Source organism: Flavihumibacter sp. ZG627 (assembly GCF_000814325.1).
Lineage (GTDB): Bacteria > Bacteroidota > Bacteroidia > Chitinophagales > Chitinophagaceae > Flavihumibacter.
In genome coordinates this window covers 447,328-467,782 of record NZ_JPHF01000004.1, presented here as the reverse complement: position 1 = coordinate 467,782, position 20,455 = coordinate 447,328, and the positions used below count along the sequence as shown (strand labels likewise).

General features: G+C 45.7%; 17 protein-coding genes. 11 read left to right on the top strand and 6 right to left on the bottom strand.

The genetic code is table 11. The annotated features are described in order from the left end of the window. Positions 1-70: 70 nt before the first annotated feature. Positions 71-622 carry an NADPH-dependent FMN reductase gene (locus tag HY58_RS11610; RefSeq protein ID WP_039131923.1) on the bottom strand — a complete coding sequence of 184 codons (552 nt, stop codon included), beginning with the start codon at positions 620-622 and terminating at the stop codon, positions 71-73. Positions 623-810: 188 nt separating this feature from the next. Here HY58_RS11610 and HY58_RS11605 point away from each other — a divergent pair, with 188 nt between their 5' ends. Together HY58_RS11605 and HY58_RS11600 are read left to right on the top strand one after the other, a co-directional pair. Next, positions 811-1,905: a DNA topoisomerase IB gene (locus HY58_RS11605; RefSeq protein WP_039131922.1), complete on the top strand. Its 1,095-nt coding sequence runs from the start codon at positions 811-813 to the stop codon at positions 1,903-1,905. Between the two features lie 21 nt (positions 1,906-1,926). Beyond that, the gene (locus tag HY58_RS11600) at positions 1,927-2,292 is read left to right on the top strand and encodes an STAS/SEC14 domain-containing protein (protein ID WP_039131919.1); all 366 of its coding nucleotides are present in this window, start codon (positions 1,927-1,929) and stop codon (positions 2,290-2,292) included. A 15-nt stretch (positions 2,293-2,307) separates the two neighbouring features. Here the strand turns inward: HY58_RS11600 and HY58_RS11595 are convergent, their stop codons facing one another. After that, positions 2,308-3,933 carry a right-handed parallel beta-helix repeat-containing protein gene (locus HY58_RS11595; RefSeq protein ID WP_156123662.1) on the bottom strand — a complete coding sequence of 542 codons (1,626 nt, stop codon included), beginning with the start codon at positions 3,931-3,933 and terminating at the stop codon, positions 2,308-2,310. A gap of 67 nt (positions 3,934-4,000) precedes the next feature. Beyond that, on the bottom strand, positions 4,001-4,894 hold the full coding sequence (locus tag HY58_RS11590; RefSeq protein WP_039131915.1) for a helix-turn-helix transcriptional regulator: 894 nt from the start codon (positions 4,892-4,894) through the stop codon (positions 4,001-4,003). A gap of 183 nt (positions 4,895-5,077) precedes the next feature. On the opposite strand from HY58_RS11590, the gene HY58_RS11585 reads away from it, so the two are divergent. Next, the gene (locus HY58_RS11585) at positions 5,078-6,559 is read left to right on the top strand and encodes a xylulokinase (protein ID WP_039131913.1); all 1,482 of its coding nucleotides are present in this window, start codon (positions 5,078-5,080) and stop codon (positions 6,557-6,559) included. A gap of 89 nt (positions 6,560-6,648) precedes the next feature. Next, complete coding sequence (gene xylA, locus HY58_RS11580; protein WP_253271553.1) at positions 6,649-7,944, top strand: xylose isomerase; 1,296 nt, start codon at positions 6,649-6,651, stop codon at positions 7,942-7,944. A 42-nt stretch (positions 7,945-7,986) separates the two neighbouring features. On the opposite strand, the gene HY58_RS11575 is transcribed toward xylA, so the two are convergent. Then, entirely contained in the window at positions 7,987-8,454 is a 468-nt protein-coding gene (locus tag HY58_RS11575) for a DUF983 domain-containing protein (RefSeq protein WP_039131910.1), read from the bottom strand. Between the two features lie 82 nt (positions 8,455-8,536). Here HY58_RS11575 and HY58_RS11570 point away from each other — a divergent pair, with 82 nt between their 5' ends. Further along, on the top strand, positions 8,537-9,352 hold the full coding sequence (locus HY58_RS11570) for a CHAD domain-containing protein (protein ID WP_039131908.1): 816 nt from the start codon (positions 8,537-8,539) through the stop codon (positions 9,350-9,352). Here HY58_RS11570 and murF read toward each other — a convergent pair. Beyond that, on the bottom strand, positions 9,317-10,615 hold the full coding sequence (gene murF, locus HY58_RS11565; protein ID WP_039131905.1) for a UDP-N-acetylmuramoyl-tripeptide--D-alanyl-D-alanine ligase: 1,299 nt from the start codon (positions 10,613-10,615) through the stop codon (positions 9,317-9,319). The genes HY58_RS11570 and murF overlap by 36 nt on opposite strands. 107 nt (positions 10,616-10,722) lie before the next feature. Then, positions 10,723-12,297 (bottom strand): SUMF1/EgtB/PvdO family nonheme iron enzyme, encoded by a 1,575-nt coding sequence (locus HY58_RS11560; protein WP_253271552.1) that lies wholly within the window; start codon positions 12,295-12,297, stop codon positions 10,723-10,725. A 150-nt stretch (positions 12,298-12,447) separates the two neighbouring features. Between HY58_RS11560 and porU the strand changes: the two genes are divergently transcribed. From porU to HY58_RS11530, 6 genes are all read left to right on the top strand, one after another. Further along, positions 12,448-15,855, top strand: coding sequence for a type IX secretion system sortase PorU (gene porU / locus HY58_RS11555; RefSeq protein ID WP_039131904.1), 3,408 nt, complete (start codon positions 12,448-12,450; stop codon positions 15,853-15,855). A gap of 165 nt (positions 15,856-16,020) precedes the next feature. Then, positions 16,021-17,193, top strand: a complete 1,173-nt coding sequence (gene porV, locus HY58_RS11550; protein WP_039132130.1) for a type IX secretion system outer membrane channel protein PorV — start codon at positions 16,021-16,023, stop codon at positions 17,191-17,193. A 111-nt stretch (positions 17,194-17,304) separates the two neighbouring features. Further along, positions 17,305-17,790, top strand: coding sequence for a 2-C-methyl-D-erythritol 2,4-cyclodiphosphate synthase (gene ispF / locus HY58_RS11545; RefSeq protein ID WP_039131902.1), 486 nt, complete (start codon positions 17,305-17,307; stop codon positions 17,788-17,790). A gap of 10 nt (positions 17,791-17,800) precedes the next feature. Then, positions 17,801-18,235, top strand: a complete 435-nt coding sequence (dut, locus tag HY58_RS11540; protein ID WP_039132128.1) for a dUTP diphosphatase — start codon at positions 17,801-17,803, stop codon at positions 18,233-18,235. Between the two features lie 3 nt (positions 18,236-18,238). Beyond that, on the top strand, positions 18,239-19,054 hold the full coding sequence (locus tag HY58_RS11535; RefSeq protein WP_082022144.1) for a DUF4292 domain-containing protein: 816 nt from the start codon (positions 18,239-18,241) through the stop codon (positions 19,052-19,054). Between the two features lie 48 nt (positions 19,055-19,102). Next, entirely contained in the window at positions 19,103-20,455 is a 1,353-nt protein-coding gene (locus HY58_RS11530; protein WP_039131899.1) for a murein hydrolase activator EnvC, read from the top strand.

Sequence of the window (20,455 nt, the reverse complement as noted above, 5' to 3'; positions counted from 1 at the left end):
TACATGGTAGGAGCTTGCTTAAGAATCCGTAATTATATTTAAACTGCTGTACTCTTAAACCATAAAGATCCTAAGCGTTTTTTGCAGCCCTGATACACCAGAGCAATTCTTCAATGAAAACCTTTGCTCTTTTTTCAGTTGCTTCCTTATCGGTGGGCTCCCCATTTTCTTTATAAGCGTCCTGAACCTGTGGTACTGCATACATGGCAGGAACCATCAGTACGCCAATTTTCCAGAGGCTGAATACTAATGAGGTCATAACCTGAGCTCCGCCGAAGGGTCCGGCAGAAACAGTAGCAATGGCCACGGGTTTGCGTTTCCATTCGGGATATAACAGATCGATCACATTCTTGAGACTGGCCGGATAACCGCCATTATATTCAGGCGTCACGATAAGTACGCCATCGGCATTTTTTATTCTTGCGGCAAATTCAATGACGTCCGGCGAAGGATCTTTCATGAGCCTGAGCCGCTCATCAAACAAGGGGAAATTATATTGGTAGAGGTCAACAAGGTCCACTGTTCCATATCCCTTTTCTTCAATATACTGCTGGAAAAATCTGGCTACCCGGTGACTGTTCCGTCCTATCCTGACGCTGGAAGAGATGATGGCTATATTCATGGTGATAATTTTAGTGGTTTAACAGGAACAAGAATGTTGCCTGAAAAGTTGGGGAATATTTTCCTTGATTCCCGGGTTATAGGCTAAGCTGGGTATGAAAACTTCACCATATTGGACAGTAAACGCTTAAATCTCATCGGCACTGCTTTTTTCTACTGGTTGATGAAAACCCAAATGATGGAACTGCCATGGAGGATATTCTGCAAATAATAAAGAAGCTTCCTAAAAGGAAAATAAAGAAGATCATCAGCGACCCCACGGAAACCGCTGTAGCCATCAGCCTGGTGTATGTAAATGATGGGACCCATGAAGGCATACGCAGAAAAAAGAGGGGTAAGTCGTTCAGCTATATTTACCAGGAGAAACCACTTAAGGCAAAAGACCAGTTGTCGAGAATTAAAAGCCTGGTGATTCCGCCTGCCTGGGAGAATGTCTGGATCTGTGCTTTCGCCGACGGACACCTGCAGGCAACGGGCATGGATGCCCGAAACAGGAAGCAATACCGATATCATCCCAAATGGAATGAATTCCGGAACCAGACCAAGTTTTACCGGCTCCTTCATTTCGGGGAGGTGCTGCCTCAAATAAGACTGCAGGTAGAAAAGGATCTCTCGCTTCCCGGTATGCCGCGGGAGAAGATACTGGCGGCTGTTATCAGCCTGATGCAAAGAACGAATATCCGCGTGGGTAATAATGTGTATGAAAAACTCTATGGATCCTTTGGTCTCACCACGCTGAAAGATAAACATGTAGAGATAAAAGGTTCACAGGTGAAATTTTGTTTTAAGGGCAAGAAGGGGATAATGCATGATATAGACCTGAAGAATAAGAAGCTGGCCAACATTGTACAGCAATGCAAGGATATTCCGGGCAAGGAATTATTCCAGTATTATGATGAACAAGGCGAACGTCGTACAATTGATTCAGGAATGGTGAATGATTATATCCGGCAGATCACTGGAGAAGATTTTACTGCCAAGGATTTCCGAACATGGTCGGGAACACTCAATGCCTTCCTGGCTTTTAAAGAACTCGGACTGGCAGAAAATGATAGCGCAGCCAAAAAGAATGTAGTTGCCGCGCTCGATAAAGTAGCCGCCACTTTGGGTAATACACGCACCGTCTGCAAAAAATATTATGTGCACCCTGTTGTGGTTTCCTTGTACGAATCTAACAGTATTGAAAAATATTTTGCACAACTGGATGCTATTGAGAAAGATGATGATAAGGCTGGATTAACAGGTGATGAAAAGATCCTGATGAAAATACTTTCCGGCAATTGATTAAAATTTAAATCAACCTATATGATAAAGATCATTGAAAATGCTCCCGATAATGTTGCAGCCTTTGAGGCAGTTAATGAGGTTACCAGTGATGATTTTGAACAGGTGGTTTTCCCGCATGTAAAAGAAGTGGTAGCAAAGTATGATGAACTGAATTACCTCTTGGTGCTGAATACAGCGCTTTCTGATTTTAGTGCCGGTGCCTGGATGCAGGATGCATTATTGGGATTGAAGAATATTTCGGAATGGAACAGGGTTGCCATCGTAACAGATGATGAAACCATTATTGGATTTACCGATATGTTCAGCAAAATGATGCCCGGCACATTCAGGGGCTTTAAGAAAAGTCTGTATGATGAAGCCATGAATTGGGCGGCTGGCAAATGAGGCGTAGAGTAGTTTTTACTCTTCCATTTCGTGAACACCGGGTTCTGGGGCTGTACCGCGGAATACCCTGGTTCCATAGAAATCAAAAGTCGGGGCAGGGGTACCAAACATTGCCTGGATATCAATTCCCTTGTTGCGTAATGGTGAATTGGCTTCCAGGGTAAAGTTGGATAACTGCTGCAGTAAATGGGGATCATTGAGATCTGTCAGGAATGGTCCTTTCAATAAGGGGTCCACCTGCAATCCCTTTATTATATATTCCGACTTTTCCTGACCGGTGGCATTCGCCCATTCTGCTAAACCAGGATATCCATTGATGGTGATGGTGGCGCCGGGGGTATTCCAGTAAACATTCCCCAGAAACTTATCCTGGTTCATATTGCCTTTTATGAGATTGCCGCTGCCTATAAATATGTTGTTGTTATAAGTGAAGTTCTCATTGAAGCATGGGTAGATGAATAGCACAGTGCTGTTGGTGCTGTTATAGAAAATATTATTATACACTTTAGCATTGATGAATTGTTTGGCCTGGGCCGGACCATTCCAGATTGCCAGTGAACCATAATTGGTTGCCCTTGCATCATTGATGCTTACGCAATAGCGTAGAATATTATTGTACCAGTTTGATGCGCCTTTGAACTGGTATAGTCCATAACCCGCAGCCCGGTTTTCATAGGAGAGGCAGTATTGTATGATGGAATTAGAAATACCGCCATCCAGACCAAAGCCTCCACCATCGAGGGTTTTGCTGGTATTATGATGGCTGATGGAGTTTTGGATGATCACACTGTCGCTGGCGGTAGCCCATATGCCGATAGGCCCGGTCATATTATGCGGCATATCTTTTCCATTATGACTCGCTATACAACGATCGATCAACGCCTTATCAGTACTTAATATTAAAATACCATTACCACTGTGATTGGTGAGGTTGGTAGGGTCACCCGGATTATTGGTGGCAGTAGAATTACGGATAGTGATATTCTTTGATAATCGTTCACCCGGTAGCAGGATAACACCATCGCGTGCATACAAGCCGGATGCATATATTCCACTGAATCCATTATCTGCAGCATACACTTTATCTACAATGATATTTTCTGAATTATAAACATGCAGACCTGATTTCTGGAATCCTTCAACCCTTACAGATTCTATTATGCCATTACGACTACTGTCTATTAAAATACCATCGGTGGTATTACCCGTTTTACGTCCGGCCCCAATGGCATTGATATTAGTTAATTTAAAATGTTCCAGTCGCACATGAATGGCCATAGTGTTATTGCCATTGATGGTTGCAGCGCCGGTTCCATAACTGCTTATAATGACCGGCTTGCTAAGCGTGCCATTATCAGAGGTATCGAGTATCAGTGTTCCGGCAAAACTTGTTCCCCCTTCAAAAAGGATGCTTTCCCCGGGCTCCAGGTTTATGCTGTTGACCTTTTCGATGGTCCTGAAGGGCTTTTCCTTTGTGCCCGGGTTGCTGTCATCGCCTGAAGCACTAACATGATAAGCCTTTGCTACGGGAACAGGCGGAACCGTTGGCGGTGGGGGTGGGGTGGGCGCTACCGGTTCACTGCTGTTCTTTGAACAGCCCAAAACTAAAAGCATGGAAAAGAATACAAGTATCGGTTTCATATTATCTGAGCCGGTTTATGATTTAGTCATACGCCCCGGCAGCCTTTTTATTGTACTGTCTGCATAATTAAATGCACTCAAACTCAGCGGTACGTTCAGCTGAAATATGCATGGAGGTTCCCGCAAATGCTTTCCGGTACTGGCCTGGTTGCATCCGGTTGATCTTCATGAATTGTTTATTGAAATTGGTAAGGGTATTATAACCTGATTCATAGGCAATGGATGAAATGGATTTTGGTGTATCGATGAGTTGCTGGCAGGCTTTGCCAATTCTTACTTCATTGAGGAATTCTATATAGGTCTTCTTGGTACATCTCCTGAAATAATTGCAGAATGCCGGCACACTCATGCCCGCAAAGGAAGCAACATCATCAAGTCCGATGGGGTCGGCATAATGCTCGATCGTATATTGGAATACCTTATCGATCCTGGCCTGCTGTTTTGAATGGAGGTTGGCCATTTCATGAGTGGAAAGATAATCATAGCGCTTACTCTCGCTGATGGTGGCGATCAGTTTAAGCAGTATGAGTATGCGGGTAAATCCCTGGGCCTTTTCCAGCTCAATGATGAGGGGGCGAAGTTCTTCACTGAGGGCGGGTCTTAATTTTAGTCCAACTGCCGCCGTTTCCAAAAACTTGCTGATCTCCCTGCATTCCGGTAAGCTGAAAAATTGTGGTCCCCAGATACTGTCGAGGAACTGAACCACGATAGCACTGGTGATGATCTCTTCTCCCGATTTTTGAAAGGTGTGGGGCAGGTTGCTTCCAAGAAAATAGATATCTCCTGTATTGAAACTGCCAACATGGTTTCCCACGAAAGCATTCCCTTCGCCTTCTGTAAAGAGGATGAGTTCAAATTCAGGATGCTGGTGCCAGGGCACTTCAAAATGTGGGGTACGAAAAGTTCGGGCAATGAAGGATTGATGGTGCTCGAGGGGCAGTTTTTCTATCAGTGGCTTCATGATGATATCTGGCGCTTTTAGAACTATTTTATCAATTATGCTAAGAATCTGGCGAAAAAGATATTAAAATAGTTCCATAAAACAAGAATAAAAAAGAACCCCGCCCCGGTTTCAGTATCTAATTTAGAGATCTGATAAGCGGTTGCACACAATTGTTTTGCTGTTTTTTGTAAATGATATGCCATGTTATTATTAGGGATCGATATAGGTACTTCATCCATCAAGGTGTCCGTGGTGGATGGTGACACCAGCAAATCGATCATTACAGTACAATATCCGGAAACGGAGGTTGCTATTGATTCGCCGCAGCCCGGCTGGGCCGAGCAGGATCCCGACACCTGGTGGAAGCATGCCGTGGCTGCCATTCAACTGGCCAATGCCTCGGGTAAGTTTGATGCCGCTGCCATTGGCGCCATAGGCATTGCCTACCAGATGCATGGATTGGTTGTGCTGGATAAGAACCATGAGGTATTGAGGCCTTCGATCATCTGGTGTGATAGCAGGGCGGTATCTATAGGGGCTAAAGCAAATGAGCTTTTAGGTTCGGATTTTTGTCTTAGCCATCTCCTCAATTCCCCGGGAAATTTTACTGCATCAAAACTGGCCTGGGTAAAAGCCAATGAACCGGATGTATATGCAGAAGTAGCACATGTAATGTTGCCGGGTGATTATATTGCTTTTCGATTATGCGGAAACGTTAGTACTACGCCTTCCTCCCTTAGTGAAGCGGTATTATGGGATTTCACTACCAATGCTATCAGCCATGAACTTCTCAGTTATTTTGGTATTGATCCCTCATTGTTTGCTGCCACCCAACCGGTTTTCTCCATACATGGTAAACTGTCAGATAAAGTTGCAAATGAATTAAACCTGAAAGCGGGTATACCTGTCAGTTATAAGGCAGGTGACCAGCCGAATAATGCCCTTTCGCTGGGAGTTCTGGAGCCGGGCGAGGTGGCTGCCACGGCAGGTACGTCGGGAGTGATATATGCCGTGAGTGACCTGCTCAATCCCGATCCACTTTCAAGGGTGAATAGTTTTGCTCATGTGAATCACCAGCAGGGCCAGGTCAGAATAGGAATACTTTTATGTATCAATGGTACCGGCATCTTATATAGCTGGGCCCGGCAGCAGCTGGCGGCGGCACGATCATACTCATCGCTGAATGATGCAGCCGCATCTGTTCCCCCTGGATCAGATGGTGTGCTGGTACTACCTTTTGGTAATGGCGCCGAGCGGATGCTGGGTAACCGATCTACGGGTGTGCATTTCAGTGGTATCGATCTTGTTAAGCATAACCATGCACATATTTTCAGGGCCATACAGGAAGGGATAGCCTTTGCGTTCAGGTATGGACTGGATATCATGCGCAGCAATGGCCACCAGCCTTCCCTAATCCGGGCAGGCAGGACCAACCTGTTCCAGAGTGAAGTTTTCCTGCAGTCATTTGTTGCGGCCACCGGCGTGCCTGTTTCTCTCTATGCATCCGACGGAAGTGTGGGTGCTGCTATTGGCGCCGGCATCGGCTGTGGTTATTACAAGGATTCCAAAGAGGCCTTCCGCAACCAGCAGCCCATCAGAACTGTACTCCCCCAAGACTGTCCCAACCTAGAAACTCCATACCAGCACTGGCTCCAATTATTACACAAATTATTACCCGACTAAATCTTACCTCTCACCTGAAGTCTTACCTCTTACCTTTTACATCTTACCTCAAATCTTACCTCTTACCTCTTAAATCTTAAATGTCTCCCATGTCTAATACAAAAATAACTTACGAAGGCCCCGGGTCCGATAACCCGCTTTCATTCCGCTGGTACGATGCCAATAAAGTAGTGGCCGGTAAAACCATGCAGGAGCATCTTCGCTTTGCCTGTGCCTACTGGCATTCATTCTGTGGTAATGGTGGTGATCCGTTTGGTGAGCCTACCCATCTTTTCAGCTGGAATAATACTGTGGATGCGGTGGATAGGGCGAAGGCCAAAATGGATTTTGCTTTTGACTTCATGTCAAACCTGAGCCTGCCATTCTTTTGCTTCCATGATGTTGATGTGGTTGACTTCACCAATGATGTGGCAGACAATGAGCGCCGCCTTCAGGCCATTACAGAGCATGCACGCCAGCATATGCAATCAAGTGGAATACAACTGCTATGGGGTACTGCCAATCTCTTTTCACACCGTCGTTATATGAATGGTGCAGCTACCAATCCTGATTTCCAGGTGCTGGCGCATGCGGGTGCGCAGGTTAAGGCAGCCCTTGATGCAACGATTAGTCTGGGGGGACAAAACTATGTATTCTGGGGTGGGAGAGAAGGCTATATGAGTCTGCTCAACACCAATATGAAAAGAGAACAGGAGCATATGGCCCGCTTCCTTCATATGGCGAAAGATTATGCCCGCAGCCATGGTTTCAAGGGACAGTTCTTCATCGAGCCTAAGCCTTGTGAGCCCTCCAAACACCAGTATGACTATGACTGTGCAACGGTGATAGGATTTCTGAACCAGTTCGGATTGCAGGATGATTTCTCCATAAACATTGAAGTGAATCATGCCACACTAGCCGGACATACCTTCCAGCATGAACTGCAGGTGGCAGCCGATGCGGGAATGCTGGGATCCATTGATGCCAACCGTGGCGATTACCAGAATGGCTGGGATACAGACCAGTTTCCCAATAATGTAAATGAACTAACAGAAGCAATGCTGGTGATTTTAGAGGCCGGTGGCTTCAAGGGAGGCGGTATCAATTTTGATGCAAAGATCCGTCGTAATTCAACTGATATGGAAGATCTCTACCACGCGCATATTGGAGGTATGGATACATTTGCACGCGCCTTACTGGTGGCAGATGCCGTACTTCAGCAATCGGATTACAAAGCGTTCAGGCAACAACGTTATGCCAGTTTTGATTCGGGTAATGGAAAGGCATTTGAAGAAGGAAAACTTGGGCTGGAAGATCTCCGCAACATTGCTATCAGTGATGGTGAACCGAAAACATTAAGCGGTCGCCAGGAGTATCTTGAAAACCTGATCAACCGCTTTATATAATAATTAAAATGGCCATCGTGATTTAATACGATGGCCATCTTTTTACCAGTCGCCCATATGTTCTGGTACAACCCTTTCAAGGTGCCGGGCATCTATTTTCTTATTTTTCCAGTCGGGTTCATACTTCACAAACCAGCTCAGCCATACCGATCTTGACAATCGCATAAACACCGGTTGTAAAGCAATCAGTAGCACTGCGTTGGTGATACCCCAATACAAAACACGGTAATCACCATCCTGCAGGGAGAACCCTATCAATACCCACCAGGCTACAAAAGTAGCTACAGAAAAAGCAACGGTAAGGGCATAGCTTACATAGGCAGTGCCATAATAAAATCCCACTTCTATTTCGGTAGGTTGACCGCATACCGGGCAACGTTCATTCATCTTTAGTATCTTTCCGAAGCTATAAGGATTGGATGATTCAAAGATGTTGCCTTCACGGCAACGGGGACAACGATTCGACAATACCGTTCCAAGATATCCTGGTTTGTTCTTTTCATTCGTCATGCTAACGGTTTTTGCAAAGTTACCTGAATCATGCCGTTCCAAAACGTGATCCTTATCACTTAACAGAACGTAAACGCGTTTAATGGGAAGCCTTAATCCATCTGCCGCTGCTGCATCATCTGCAATTAATGAACTGGATGAACTCCGGATAAGTATTTTACTGGATCCAACAGAAGAAGCTATTCATGCATTCAGGGTGGGTTTCAAGAAACTGAGAGCCTTATACCGGATGGAAGGTATGGTTCAGCACCAGCAGCAATTCAAAATGCACCGTAATCTGAAGATCTTATACAGTGCTGCCGGCGCGGTAAGAGATGCCCAATTACTGCTGGCATTCATCAAACCGGAACTGGGTAATACAAAACTGCCTTCTTTACTGGAAGAACAATTAGAAACACACCAGGATGCATTGTTGATAAGACTGCAGGAAACAGGAGCGGTTAGGGCCGATGATGCTCCCATTGCTTCAAAACTTGCCAACTGGAAACAGTCATCCCATAATAAGTATGAGGCCTTTTTCAACAATAAATTACGCGAATACATTCATCTCAGTGAACATACATTGTATGATGATGCGCTACATGAATTGAGGAAATTGTTAAAAGACATTCTTTATAATCATCAATGGCTGTTAAAAACAAAAAGGGCGGTTGGTAAAATAGCAGCGCTTCCCATAAAGGAAATTGATGAACTACAGAAGTTACTAGGCGATTACCAGGATATGGTGGTGAGGGCTTCTGTAATCAGGCAGCTAGCATTGATGCCCGCCCTCCGGGAAGATGCCGAAGTTCTGGAAGCATGGCTTACAGGCGCTTTCAGGAAACAACAAAAAATGAGAATGGACCTTGAACTTCCTATCCGCTCATTGCAACACCTTTTCCATCTGCATACTTCTTGAGCCTTTAATAAGGATATGTGCCCCGCTGAACTTCTCAGCATCATACCATTCTTTTGCAGCATAGCTGTTCTCCAGCTTTCGGTAGGGATGATCAATACGCATAAAATCACCACCTACAAGTACCACTTCCTTCCAGGGATATTTTGCGATAAGTGAAACTATCTCCCGATGTTCATCAAGGCTTTCTTCTCCCAGCTCTGCCATAGCGCCAAGCATCAGTACTTTATCAGCAGCCCTGAGCCTGGCGAAATTTTCTATTGCTGCTCTCATGGAAGATGGATTGGCATTATACGCATCGAGGATGATATGATTATTGTCTTTAATGATCATCTGCGAGCGACTATTCGTCGGGTGGTATCCCTCAATGGCATCGCGGATTATTTCATCACTCACACGGAATAGTTTTCCTATAGCAACCGCCACCAGCACATTGTAAACATTGTAATCACCTACGAGGTTGGTCTTTGTAATTCCTGTTCCCGCGCCCTTGATAATATTTACGTGTAAAAATGCATCTTCTTCATCATCCAGTGTATCGGGGTGAATAACCTCACCTACAACATCAGCTTCTTCTGTACCATAGGTTATAACCGGGTTGATCCCTTTGCTCATTTCCACCAGCCAGTGATCATCATTCATCACAAGGGCAGTTCCTCCGAACCTCCTGAGGTAATCAAACAGCTCACCCTTGCCTTTGCGGATCCCTTCCACTCCGCCAAAGCCTTCCAGATGTGCCTTACCCAGATTAGTGATCAATCCATGTGTTGGTTCTGTATACACACAATAGGATTCTATTTCTTTCTGGTGATTAGCGCCCATTTCTACCACAGCCATCTCTGCATCAAATCCCACCTTTAATAAAGTAAGCGGGATGCCGATATGGTTATTCAGGTTTCCTTCGGTTGTGTATGTACGATAGATTGTAGAGAGCACAGCGTGAATCAGTTCCTTGGTAGTTGTTTTCCCATTACTTCCGGTAATGGCGATGAAGGGTATTTTGAACTGCCGCCTGTGATGAAGCGCCAGTTGCTGTAATGCCTGTAGTGTATCATTTACCATGATCATCCTATCATTGATAGCATATTCAGGCTCATCAATGATAGCGTAGGCAGCACCTGCTTCAATTGCTTTTGCGGCAAAGGCATTGCCATTGAAATTATCTCCTTTCAGTGCAAAAAAAAGATCGCCATTTTTCAGCTTACGTGTGTCGGTTTGCACAGAGGGATGCTGTTTGTAGATCTCGTAGAGTTGTGCTATGGTCATGGTCACAAAGATAATGGGAGAGAGGTATCATTAAAAAGGCGATAACTGATACTTATAAGAAAACCCGCCATTGGAGGCGGGTTTTCTTATAAGGCTATCAACCTATATTAGCGCTTACGGCTATTTTGTCTTCTTGCTTTGTAATTGATACCGGTCTTGCGGCCGTTACCTTCCGGACTACCAACGCGATCCATCGCGCAACGGAATCCTACTGTGCTGCTGGCAACATCTTCTTCCATGAAGCGACGTGTGCCGGGGCTCAGCCAATAAGCTCTGTCGTTCCAGCTACCGCCTTTGATAACGCGGCTCTTGTCGCTGATAAGTGTAGTAACACCATATCCATAACTAACACCCTGCAGAATTGAATCACCATCAAGGTAGTTGATAACATCAGCTTTCTGGTAGTTACGACGGTTCTTACTTTCTTCATCAGTCATGAGGCGATACTTGATACGACCCAGGCTATCTCTTGTTGGCTTGTTCTCAACGCTATCCATAGCAACAGTTTCAAACTTGTTACCACGGTATGGAGATACATCATCAAAGTCGGCCAGTGAAAGCGGACGATAAACATCCCCAGTCCACTCATTCACGTTTCCACTCATATTGTAGAGACCGAATCCATTAGGGAAGAAAGATTGTACCGGTGCAGTATAAACGGCGCGGTCATTCAATCCACCTGCAACACCCATGTTATCTCCTGATCCACGCTTGAAGTTAGCAAGGAAAGTACCCTGCCAGCTACCACGACGTGTATCACGAAGTCCATTTACGTTATTGCTCCAGCTATAAACCTGCTTATTGGTGATAAGTTCTTCACCACGCTTTCCTTCTTTCCTGGAAACCTGTGGGTTCTGGTTTACATAACCGAGGGCAGCATATTCCCACTCCGCTTCTGTTGGAAGGCGATAACCTGGCAGCAGAATACCATCTTCGAAAGTAACCTGCGTACGTGGGGTACCGTTAGGATTTTTAAGTGTATTCTTCTTTGAACGGGCAGCAGCACCCGGGGTTGCCTGGTACTCACCCATCAGGTAAGATTTTGTATTGAAATTCTCTTCACCGATACCACTGATATTCTTCAGTGATTTTTCGTTGATGAAACCTCTTTTCTGCAGTTCCAGCTCATTCACCCTGTCTGTTCTCCAGAGGCAGAAATCATTTGCCTGCCTCCAGGTTACACCTACTACAGGATAGTAGTTATAAGATGGGTGGCGGAAATAATATTCCACGAGGGGTTCATTATACGCCAGCTCAGAACGCCATACCAGTGTATCCGGTAAAGCGGCATTACGAACAGCCTGGTATTCATCACCATCAAATACAGTATTGATCCAATACAGGTATTCACGGTAATGCACGTTGGCTACTTCGCTTTTATCAATATAGAAGGAATTGACGGTAACACGACGAGGCGCATTATTCCAGTCGCCCATAACATCTTCTTCAGTTGCACCCATCGTGAAGGTACCACCCTGAACGAAAACGAGTCCGGGACCAGTCCGCTGTTCTTTTTCTTTGGAGACCTGGTAACCGCCCTGGTCTTTATCATTATAATTCCAACCGGTTACATCGGATTTTTCTTTTTTCTTGCTGAACAGCTTGCTGTTCTTACAAGACGCCACCATTGCGGCGCAGGATACGAGGATTGTTAAGGTTTTCCAGTTCATTTTGATAGCCATTTAAGCTGGGTTTTAGACACTAATAACGGGTGCCTGTCCCGTTTATTGTGTAGTATGTTAAAAGCTGACTGCGAATATAGTCAGTTTAGATAATCAATACTCTTGCCAAAATCTTAAAACGCTTGCATATTATCCTACTTTTACAGGTCTATGGTTCGCGGCCTCAGAAATCTTCTGTTATTCCTGCTCTTGCTGGCTTCCGGCGTGCTTTACGCGCAAAGGAGTTATTCACCCCATTCTGTTCTGGCTTCAGGTAAATGGTTCCAACTGGGGATCACTTCATCGGGTGTTTACCGGCTTGATGGCGGTCAGCTGGGGCAGATGGGATTCACTATCCCTCTTCCTTCCAGCGAAATCAGGCTCTATGGCAACCGCGGCGGGCTGGCTGGAGAGGCTAATAACAGTGATTATTCAGATGATCTCCAGGAGATGGCCATCGGGGTGAATGATGGGGGGGATGGCAGCTTTGATACGAATGATCATATTCTGTTTTATGCAGCAGGCCCTCATCGCTGGGAGCGGGATACCGTTTTAAGAACCTACACTCGCCACACCAATATATATAGTGATACCACCTATGTTTACCTTACCACCGGGGGAAATGGCAAACGAATTGCTTCCCCCCAGCTTCCACAAATAGCTGATCACCAGATTAATAGTTACCAATACAGGTATCATTACGAGAAAGATTCCTTCAACCTGCTGAGCAGCGGGCAGCAATGGTTTGGAGAGCGTTTCCTGGCTGATGGTATCACCCGCGCCAGTTTCAGTATTCCAATTTCTTCTCCGGTGGCCGGGTCAGAAGTTCATGTTATGTCGCAGGTAGCCGCCCGGGCAGTGGGTAGTTCTTCCAGCTTTGCTATAACGCTGGGAGGTCAAAACCTGTTCACCCAAACCGTGGCGGCAATATCATCTTCCAACCTCGATCTGTTTGCCCGGGAAAACCGCCAGGGCGGAACTATAACCTTGCCCGACAATGCGGGAAATAACCTGGAGTTGGTTTACCAGTTCCAGTCGTCCAATTCTTCGGCTATCGGCTGGCTCGATTACTTTTCGGTGCGGGCCACCTGTGAACTTAAACTGGCAGCGGGGCGCCAGTTGGATTTCAGGAGCTGGACGGGCATCGGTAAAGGCCAGACTGCCCGTTACTCGCTTTCTGCATCAGCAGATACCAGGGTTTGGCGTGTTAGCGATGCCCTGGAACCTGTAGAAATTCCATTGGTTAGGACAAATGATAGCCTACATTTTAATGATCATCATGAAAAGCCCGAAGAATATATTGCTTTTTCCCAACCAATGGAACCTGTTTTAAAGGGAGTGGTAAACAACCAGGACCTACATGGGGAAGATATTCCCGAAATGGTGATCATCTCCCCACCCCAATTGGAGCAGGCCGCTAACAAACTGGCCAACTGGCATCGGCAGCATGATGGCTTGAACTGCCTGGTGGTGAATACTGAGGCAGTATATCATGAGTTTGGGGCCGGGCAACCCACTCCAACTGCCATCAGGAATTTCATGAAGATGTTTTACGACAGGGCTGGAGCCGATACAAGTCACTCACCCCGATACCTGCTGTTGTTGGGAGATGCTAACTATGATTTTAAAGGGAAAGAGGGAAGACGCAACTGGGTACCATCTTACCAGAGCAGCTTTTCGCTCGACCCGCTCTCCAGTTATGTGACGGATGATTATTTCGGCTTTCTTGACGACCAGGAGGATATAAACTCAGGGCTCATTACCAATTTATTAGACCTCGCTATTGGCCGCATCCCGGTTTCTGACCCTGAATCAGCTGATCATTATATTAATAAGATAATCGCTTATCATGATCCTGCCGTTATGGGCGAATGGCGGAATGAATTATTATTGATCGCTGATGACGAAGACAATAATCTCCACCTGCAGGATGCGGAAGACATTGCAGGAGTAGCGCTGGCTACCAACCCGGGCATACTGCAACAGAAAATTTACCTCGATGCCTTTCCCCAGCAGAGTGATGCGGGAGGAAGCAGGTATCCCGCGGTAAACCAGCAGCTGGCCGAAAGGATGCAGAAGGGGGTATTGATCTGGAATTATAGTGGTCACGGTGGTTTCAGGCGACTGGCAGAAGAGGTAGTTTTGGACAGGGATATTGTAGATGGCTGGGAGCAGGGTGGGAAGCTGCCTTTGTTTATTACGGCTACCTGCGATTTTGCTCCCTTCGACAACCCGGCTATCAATTCTCTGGGTGAATACCTGCTCCTGAAGCCGGCGGGTGGCGCCATCGCATTGATGACAACTACGCGACTGGTCTTTGCCTTCAGCAACAGGATTATGAACCGGAATTATCTGCAGGCAGCCCTGGAACCTCAGCCAGGTGGTCATTTCAGGTCACTGGGCCAGGCGGTGATGGCCGCCAAGAATAAAACCTATCAAACCTCAGGTGATATCTTCAATAACAGGAAATTTTTGCTCTTAGGTGATCCTGCCATGACCCTGGCCTTCCCCCGCCACCAGGTGATTACTACCCATGTAAACGGGAAGCCGGCGGGGTCAGGCGCCGATACTTTAAAAGCCCTTCAGGAAGTAAAAGTGGAAGGAATTATCAGTGATGGAAACGGACAGGTACTGAATGGTTTCAATGGAACTGTTTACCCCCAGGTGCTCGACAGGCCCTATGAAATCAAAACGCTTGGTAATGATCCCGGGAGCCCGGTCCAGTCTTTTGAGGTACAGGACCGCTCTATTTTCAGGGGTAAGGCCAGTGTTATTAATGGAAAATTCAGCTTCAGCTTTCTGGTTCCGAAGGATATCAATTATAGTTTGGGTAATGTACGCGTCAGCTATTATGCAATGAGTGAGGCGGAAGATGCAAGGGGATCTTACTCTAATATAGTGATTGCAGGTTCGGTGATACCTCCCTCAGATCAGGAAGGTCCTGAAATCCGGATCTGGCTGAATGACAGCAGTTTCCGGGAAGGGGCAACCGTTGGGGCATCACCCCTGTTGATGGTTTCACTGGCCGACAGTTCTGGTATCAATGTGCTGGGTAATGGGATAGGACATGATATCTCCCTTATTATAAATAATGATCCTGCTTCTGAAATCATACTCAACCGGTTTTTTGAAGCCGACACGGATACATATAAGTCTGGCAAACTGATTTACCATTTACCAGAACTGCCCGAGGGCAGTTATAGCCTCAGGATCAAGGCATGGGACCTGCTCAATAATAGTTCGGAGAAAACAATCAGTTTTAAGGTAAGGGATGAGCTGTTGGTAGAGGAGCTGGCAATATGGCCTAATCCATCTTCCGGGGTGGTGCGCTTTGTAATAAGCTCAAATCAGAAAAATGGCGCTTTACAGGCAGAAATGGATATTTTCTCCATTAATGGACAGCTTCTGAAAAAAATAAACGGTACAATAATTGTCAGTGCAAATCGTTCCTACATGGATTGGAATGGAGCTGATCAACAGGGAAAACGGCTTGCGCCGGGCATTTATGTTTGTCGGCTTCGTGTGAGAACAGCTAACGGAAAAGAGGCCGTGGCAGTAAGTAAGCTGCTCCGGTTTTGATATGGTAAATATAATTATTACTTTAGCCGCTTATAGAGAAAAATTTACCCTAAGATTTTATTGAAACGACCAGGCATCCCTGAACCGATCAGAGGGTAAATACCTTTTTGTCTACGGGCATTTCCCGGGCGTTTCATGTGTATCACTAAAAGAAAGAACAATCACATGAAACAAAAGCTTCTACACTTATCGATGGCGCTGGCGCTGGCCGGGGTCACTGTATCTGAGGCCTTTTCGCAGACCGAACCAATCAACGTAGTTACAACAGCCGTTCCTTTTTTGAGAATATCGCCCGACGCGCGTGCAGGGGGGATGGGTGAAACAGGCATTGCTACCAATGCTGATGTGAACAGCCCATTCTGGAACCTTGCTAAAACGCCTTTCAACACCAGCGATATGCAGGTTTCGCTAACCTATACGCCATGGTTGAAACGCCTCGGTTTGAATGATGTTTATATGGCATCCTTAAGTGCCTACAGAAAGATCGATGACCTCCAGGCGGTATCCAGTTCTATGCGGTATTTCAACCTGGGTAATATACAGTTCACGGATAATCTTGGAAATGAATTTGGTTCTTTCCGCCCAAGGGAATTTGGAATTGACCTCGGCTATTCTCGTAAACTTTCTGACCAGATCGGTATGGGTATCGCCCTTCGATATATCTATTCTAACCTGGCAGGCGGACAGAATGTTAATGGAACCACTTACAAAGCGGGTAATGCTGTTGCCGGTGACCTTAGTTTTTACTACAATGGTCAGGATGAAGCAGGAAGCGGCTGGAGTGCAGGCGCCACGCTAACAAACCTGGGTTCCAAAATTGGTTATACCACCGACGCAACACAGAAAGATTTTATTCCCGCCAACCTTGGTCTGGGAGGTGCTTACACCAAAGTATTTGATGAAAGCAATAAGATGACCTTTGCACTCGATCTCAATAAACTCATGGTTCCAACTCCGCCTTCAGTGGGAGATTCAGCCGGATTGGTTAATTATCGTCAGAAATCAGTTGTGAGCAGTTGGTTCAGCTCTTTTGGTGATGCGCCGGGTGGCGGTGGCGAAGAGCTCAGGGAATTCACCGCATCAACAGGTATTGAATATTGGTACCAGGAGCAGTTTGCTTTGCGTGCCGGATATTTTTATGAGGATAAAACAAAAGGTAACCGGAAATATTTCACCGTTGGTGCCGGTATCCGTTATAATGTATTTGGGCTCAACCTCTCTTATATTGTACCATCGGGTAGCGGGGTAAACCAGAACCCGCTTTCCAACACACTCCGGTTCAGCCTGATCTTTGACCTCAGCGGCGATGCAGCCGGTGCCGGCTTCTCCGAAGAATAAGTTTATCGATGAAAATAGACAAACGTCCTGCATCTTTGCGGGACGTTTGCATTTTTATATACCCATCTGACATATGTCAGGAAAGGCGTCAGACGGGTTTAAAAAAAAACTATGTACAGAATCGGATTTGGAATTGATTTTCATCAGTTGGCGGAAGGCCGCGAACTCGTGATCGGCGGCATTAAGATTCCCCACCATAAAGGATCTGTTGGTCACAGTGATGCCGATGTTCTGTTGCATGCCATTTGTGATGGCATGCTAGGGGCGCTGAGCCTCGGCGATATCGGAATGCATTTCCCGAATACTGATCCTGCCTACAAGGATATAGATAGTAAAATTCTCCTGCAGAAATGCTTTGGGCTGATTCGTGAACGGGGTTATTCCATCGTGAATATTGATAGCTCACTCTGCCTCGAAGCACCTAAGATCATGAAGTATTCATTACAGATGCGGGAGACCATTGCCTTCATCCTTCACATCGGGCAGGAAGATATTTCTATAAAAGCAACTACAACAGAAACCATGGGCTTTGTTGGTCGCGAAGAAGGTTTGGTTGCCTATGCTACTGTATTACTTGTTAAGAATGGAGATCAATAACATCAGCAATATGCTTATCAGAATCGTTAATGAATCATCACATCCCTTACCAGCCTATGCCACTTCCGGTTCTTCCGGGATGGACCTCAGGGCAGAGCTGAAAGAAGTATTGACTATTGAACCTTTGCAGAGAACCCTGGTGCCAACCGGTTTGTTTATTGAAATTCCGGAGGGCTATGAAGCGCAGATAAGGCCACGCAGCGGACTGGCAATTAAGCAGGGTATCACCTGTTTGAATAGTCCGGGCACGATAGATGCTGATTATCGTGGAGAAATAAAAGTTATCCTGATCAATCTTTCGCATGAAACGCAAGTCATATATCCCGGAGACCGGATCGCACAGATGGTAGTGCAGAAAGTGGAGCGTGTGGAATGGGAGCAGGTTGAGTCATTGACTGCAACTACCCGCGATGCAGGCGGATTTGGTCATACAGGAAAATCTTAGCGCATGAAGAGTATTGTATATATAGTTACGGCAATGGTTTTATTAATGTCTGCAGCATGCCGCACAACAAAAAAGATCAACACCGTTATCAGCAAAAAGGATACGGCTACTACTCTTCTGGCTGATGCCCATGCCGATTCAGTTCGCTATATCAATGAGGTTTTTCGTTCGGTAGAGAAGAATAAGGTGGACTTCAATACATTTTCCGGAAAGATGAAGGTGGAATACTGGGACAAGGATGGCAAGGGGCCCGAACTCACCGTTTTTGTGCGAATGAAAAAAGATAGTGTGATCTGGCTAAGTATCAACGCCACCGTTTTCAGTTATGAAGCCTTCAGGCTTATGATCACACCCGATAGTGTGAAACTGCTGAATAAAAAAGATAAGGTGGTGCAATACAGATCGGTCGAGTACCTGGAGGAGATCGCACAATTGCCATTTGATTTCAATACGATGCAGGATCTTATCATCGGGAATCCGGTATTCCTCGACAGTAATATTATTTCTTACAAGAACAGCGGATCATCGATCACCCTTACCAGTGTTGGGGATTTCTTTAAGAACCTCATGACTATTAATAAAGAAAATTTCCTGCTAGAACATGTAAAACTGGATGATATCAATCCGAAAAGGAGTCGAACAAGTGAATTGAATTATAGTGGATACGCACCTACAGCAGCAAATCCATTTGCCACGGTAAGAAAGATCGTGCTTGCGGAAAAGAACAGGCTCGAAGTTCAGATGGAGTTCAAACAGTTCATCTTTAACGAAAGTTTAAACTATCCTTTCGCAGTTCCGAAAAATTATAGCGTTCAGTAAAACCTAAGGGTTTTATATTTGAAACATTCCGTCATCAATTGAATCTGCATGATAAAAAAAATCCTTCTCCTCTTCATTGTAATGGTTTCCATTGGTGGTGCCTATGCCCAGAGCCAAAGCAGTGCGGATCTGAAGAAAAAGCAGGCTGAGATCCAGCGCGAGATCGATGCCCTGCGAAAGCAATTGGATGAAACAAAAAAGTACAAGCGACAGAGCCTCTCGGCGCTGAATATTGTGCAAAAGAAAATAAGGTTGCGTGAGGCCCAGATCCGAAATGTGAATCAACAGATCAATCTTATCCAGGGCAATATCAATTCGCACTGGCGTGATATTGTAAAACTCCGGAGCGAATTAGATACGCTTCGTCTTCAGTATGAAAAGAGTGTTGTTTATGCGTATAAGAACCGGAGCAATTATGATTTTGTGAATTTCATATTTTCTGCAGGCAGTTTTAATGATGCATTGAAACGCGTAGCATATCTCAAATCATACCGTGCCTATCGTGAACAGCAGGCAGTAAATATTAAGAACACGCAAACACAACTTGAACAGAAGATCGCCAATCTCAACCAGAGCAAACAGCAGAAAAGCTCTGCATTGGAAGAGCAGAATAAACAATTCAAGGTATTGCAGGACGAGAGAAAGGAGAAGGATGCTGTAGTGAGTAAGATCAAGGGACAGGAAAAGGAATTGCTCAAAGACATGGCCGCGAAGCGTAAACAGGATAACGCCCTTCGAAATGCTCTTAGTGCAGCGATCAGGCGTGAAGTGGATGCAGAAAGGAAACGTGTTGCTGCTATTGAGAAAGAAAGAAAGGCTAAAGAAGATGCAGCACGGAAGGCTGCTGCCGCAACCGCTAAGAAAGACGCAGATGAAGCAGCCAAATCGGGAACAGTAGTTGCCAGGCCTGTAACGCCCGTTGAAAAACCCGCAGAGAAACCAGCTGCAACAAAGCCCCTGAGCGTTTTCGATAACCGTGATGAAGTAAAGCTTGTGTCTGATAATTTCGAAAAAAATAAAGGCAGTTTGCCCTGGCCGGTGAATGCAGGAAGGATAGCGATGAAATTTGGAAGAAATCGATATGAGGGACTAACGGTTGATTATGATAATCCGGGTATAACCATTGAAGCTGATGCAGGCAGTACCATAAAGGCAGTATTCGATGGTGAGGTTTCCTATGTGATTTCAGTAGGTCCGGTTCAGGGGGTTATTCTTCGCCACGGTAAATATTTCACCACCTATAGTAATCTCTCTTCCGTTTCGGTAAGCAAAGGCCAGCAGATCAAGACCGGCCAGTCAATTGGCCGCCTTGATGAGAAGGACGCGGGAAGGGGAGAGCTTGAATTCCTTATAACAAATGATAAGAACGTAAACCTGAACCCGGAAACCTGGCTTAGATAG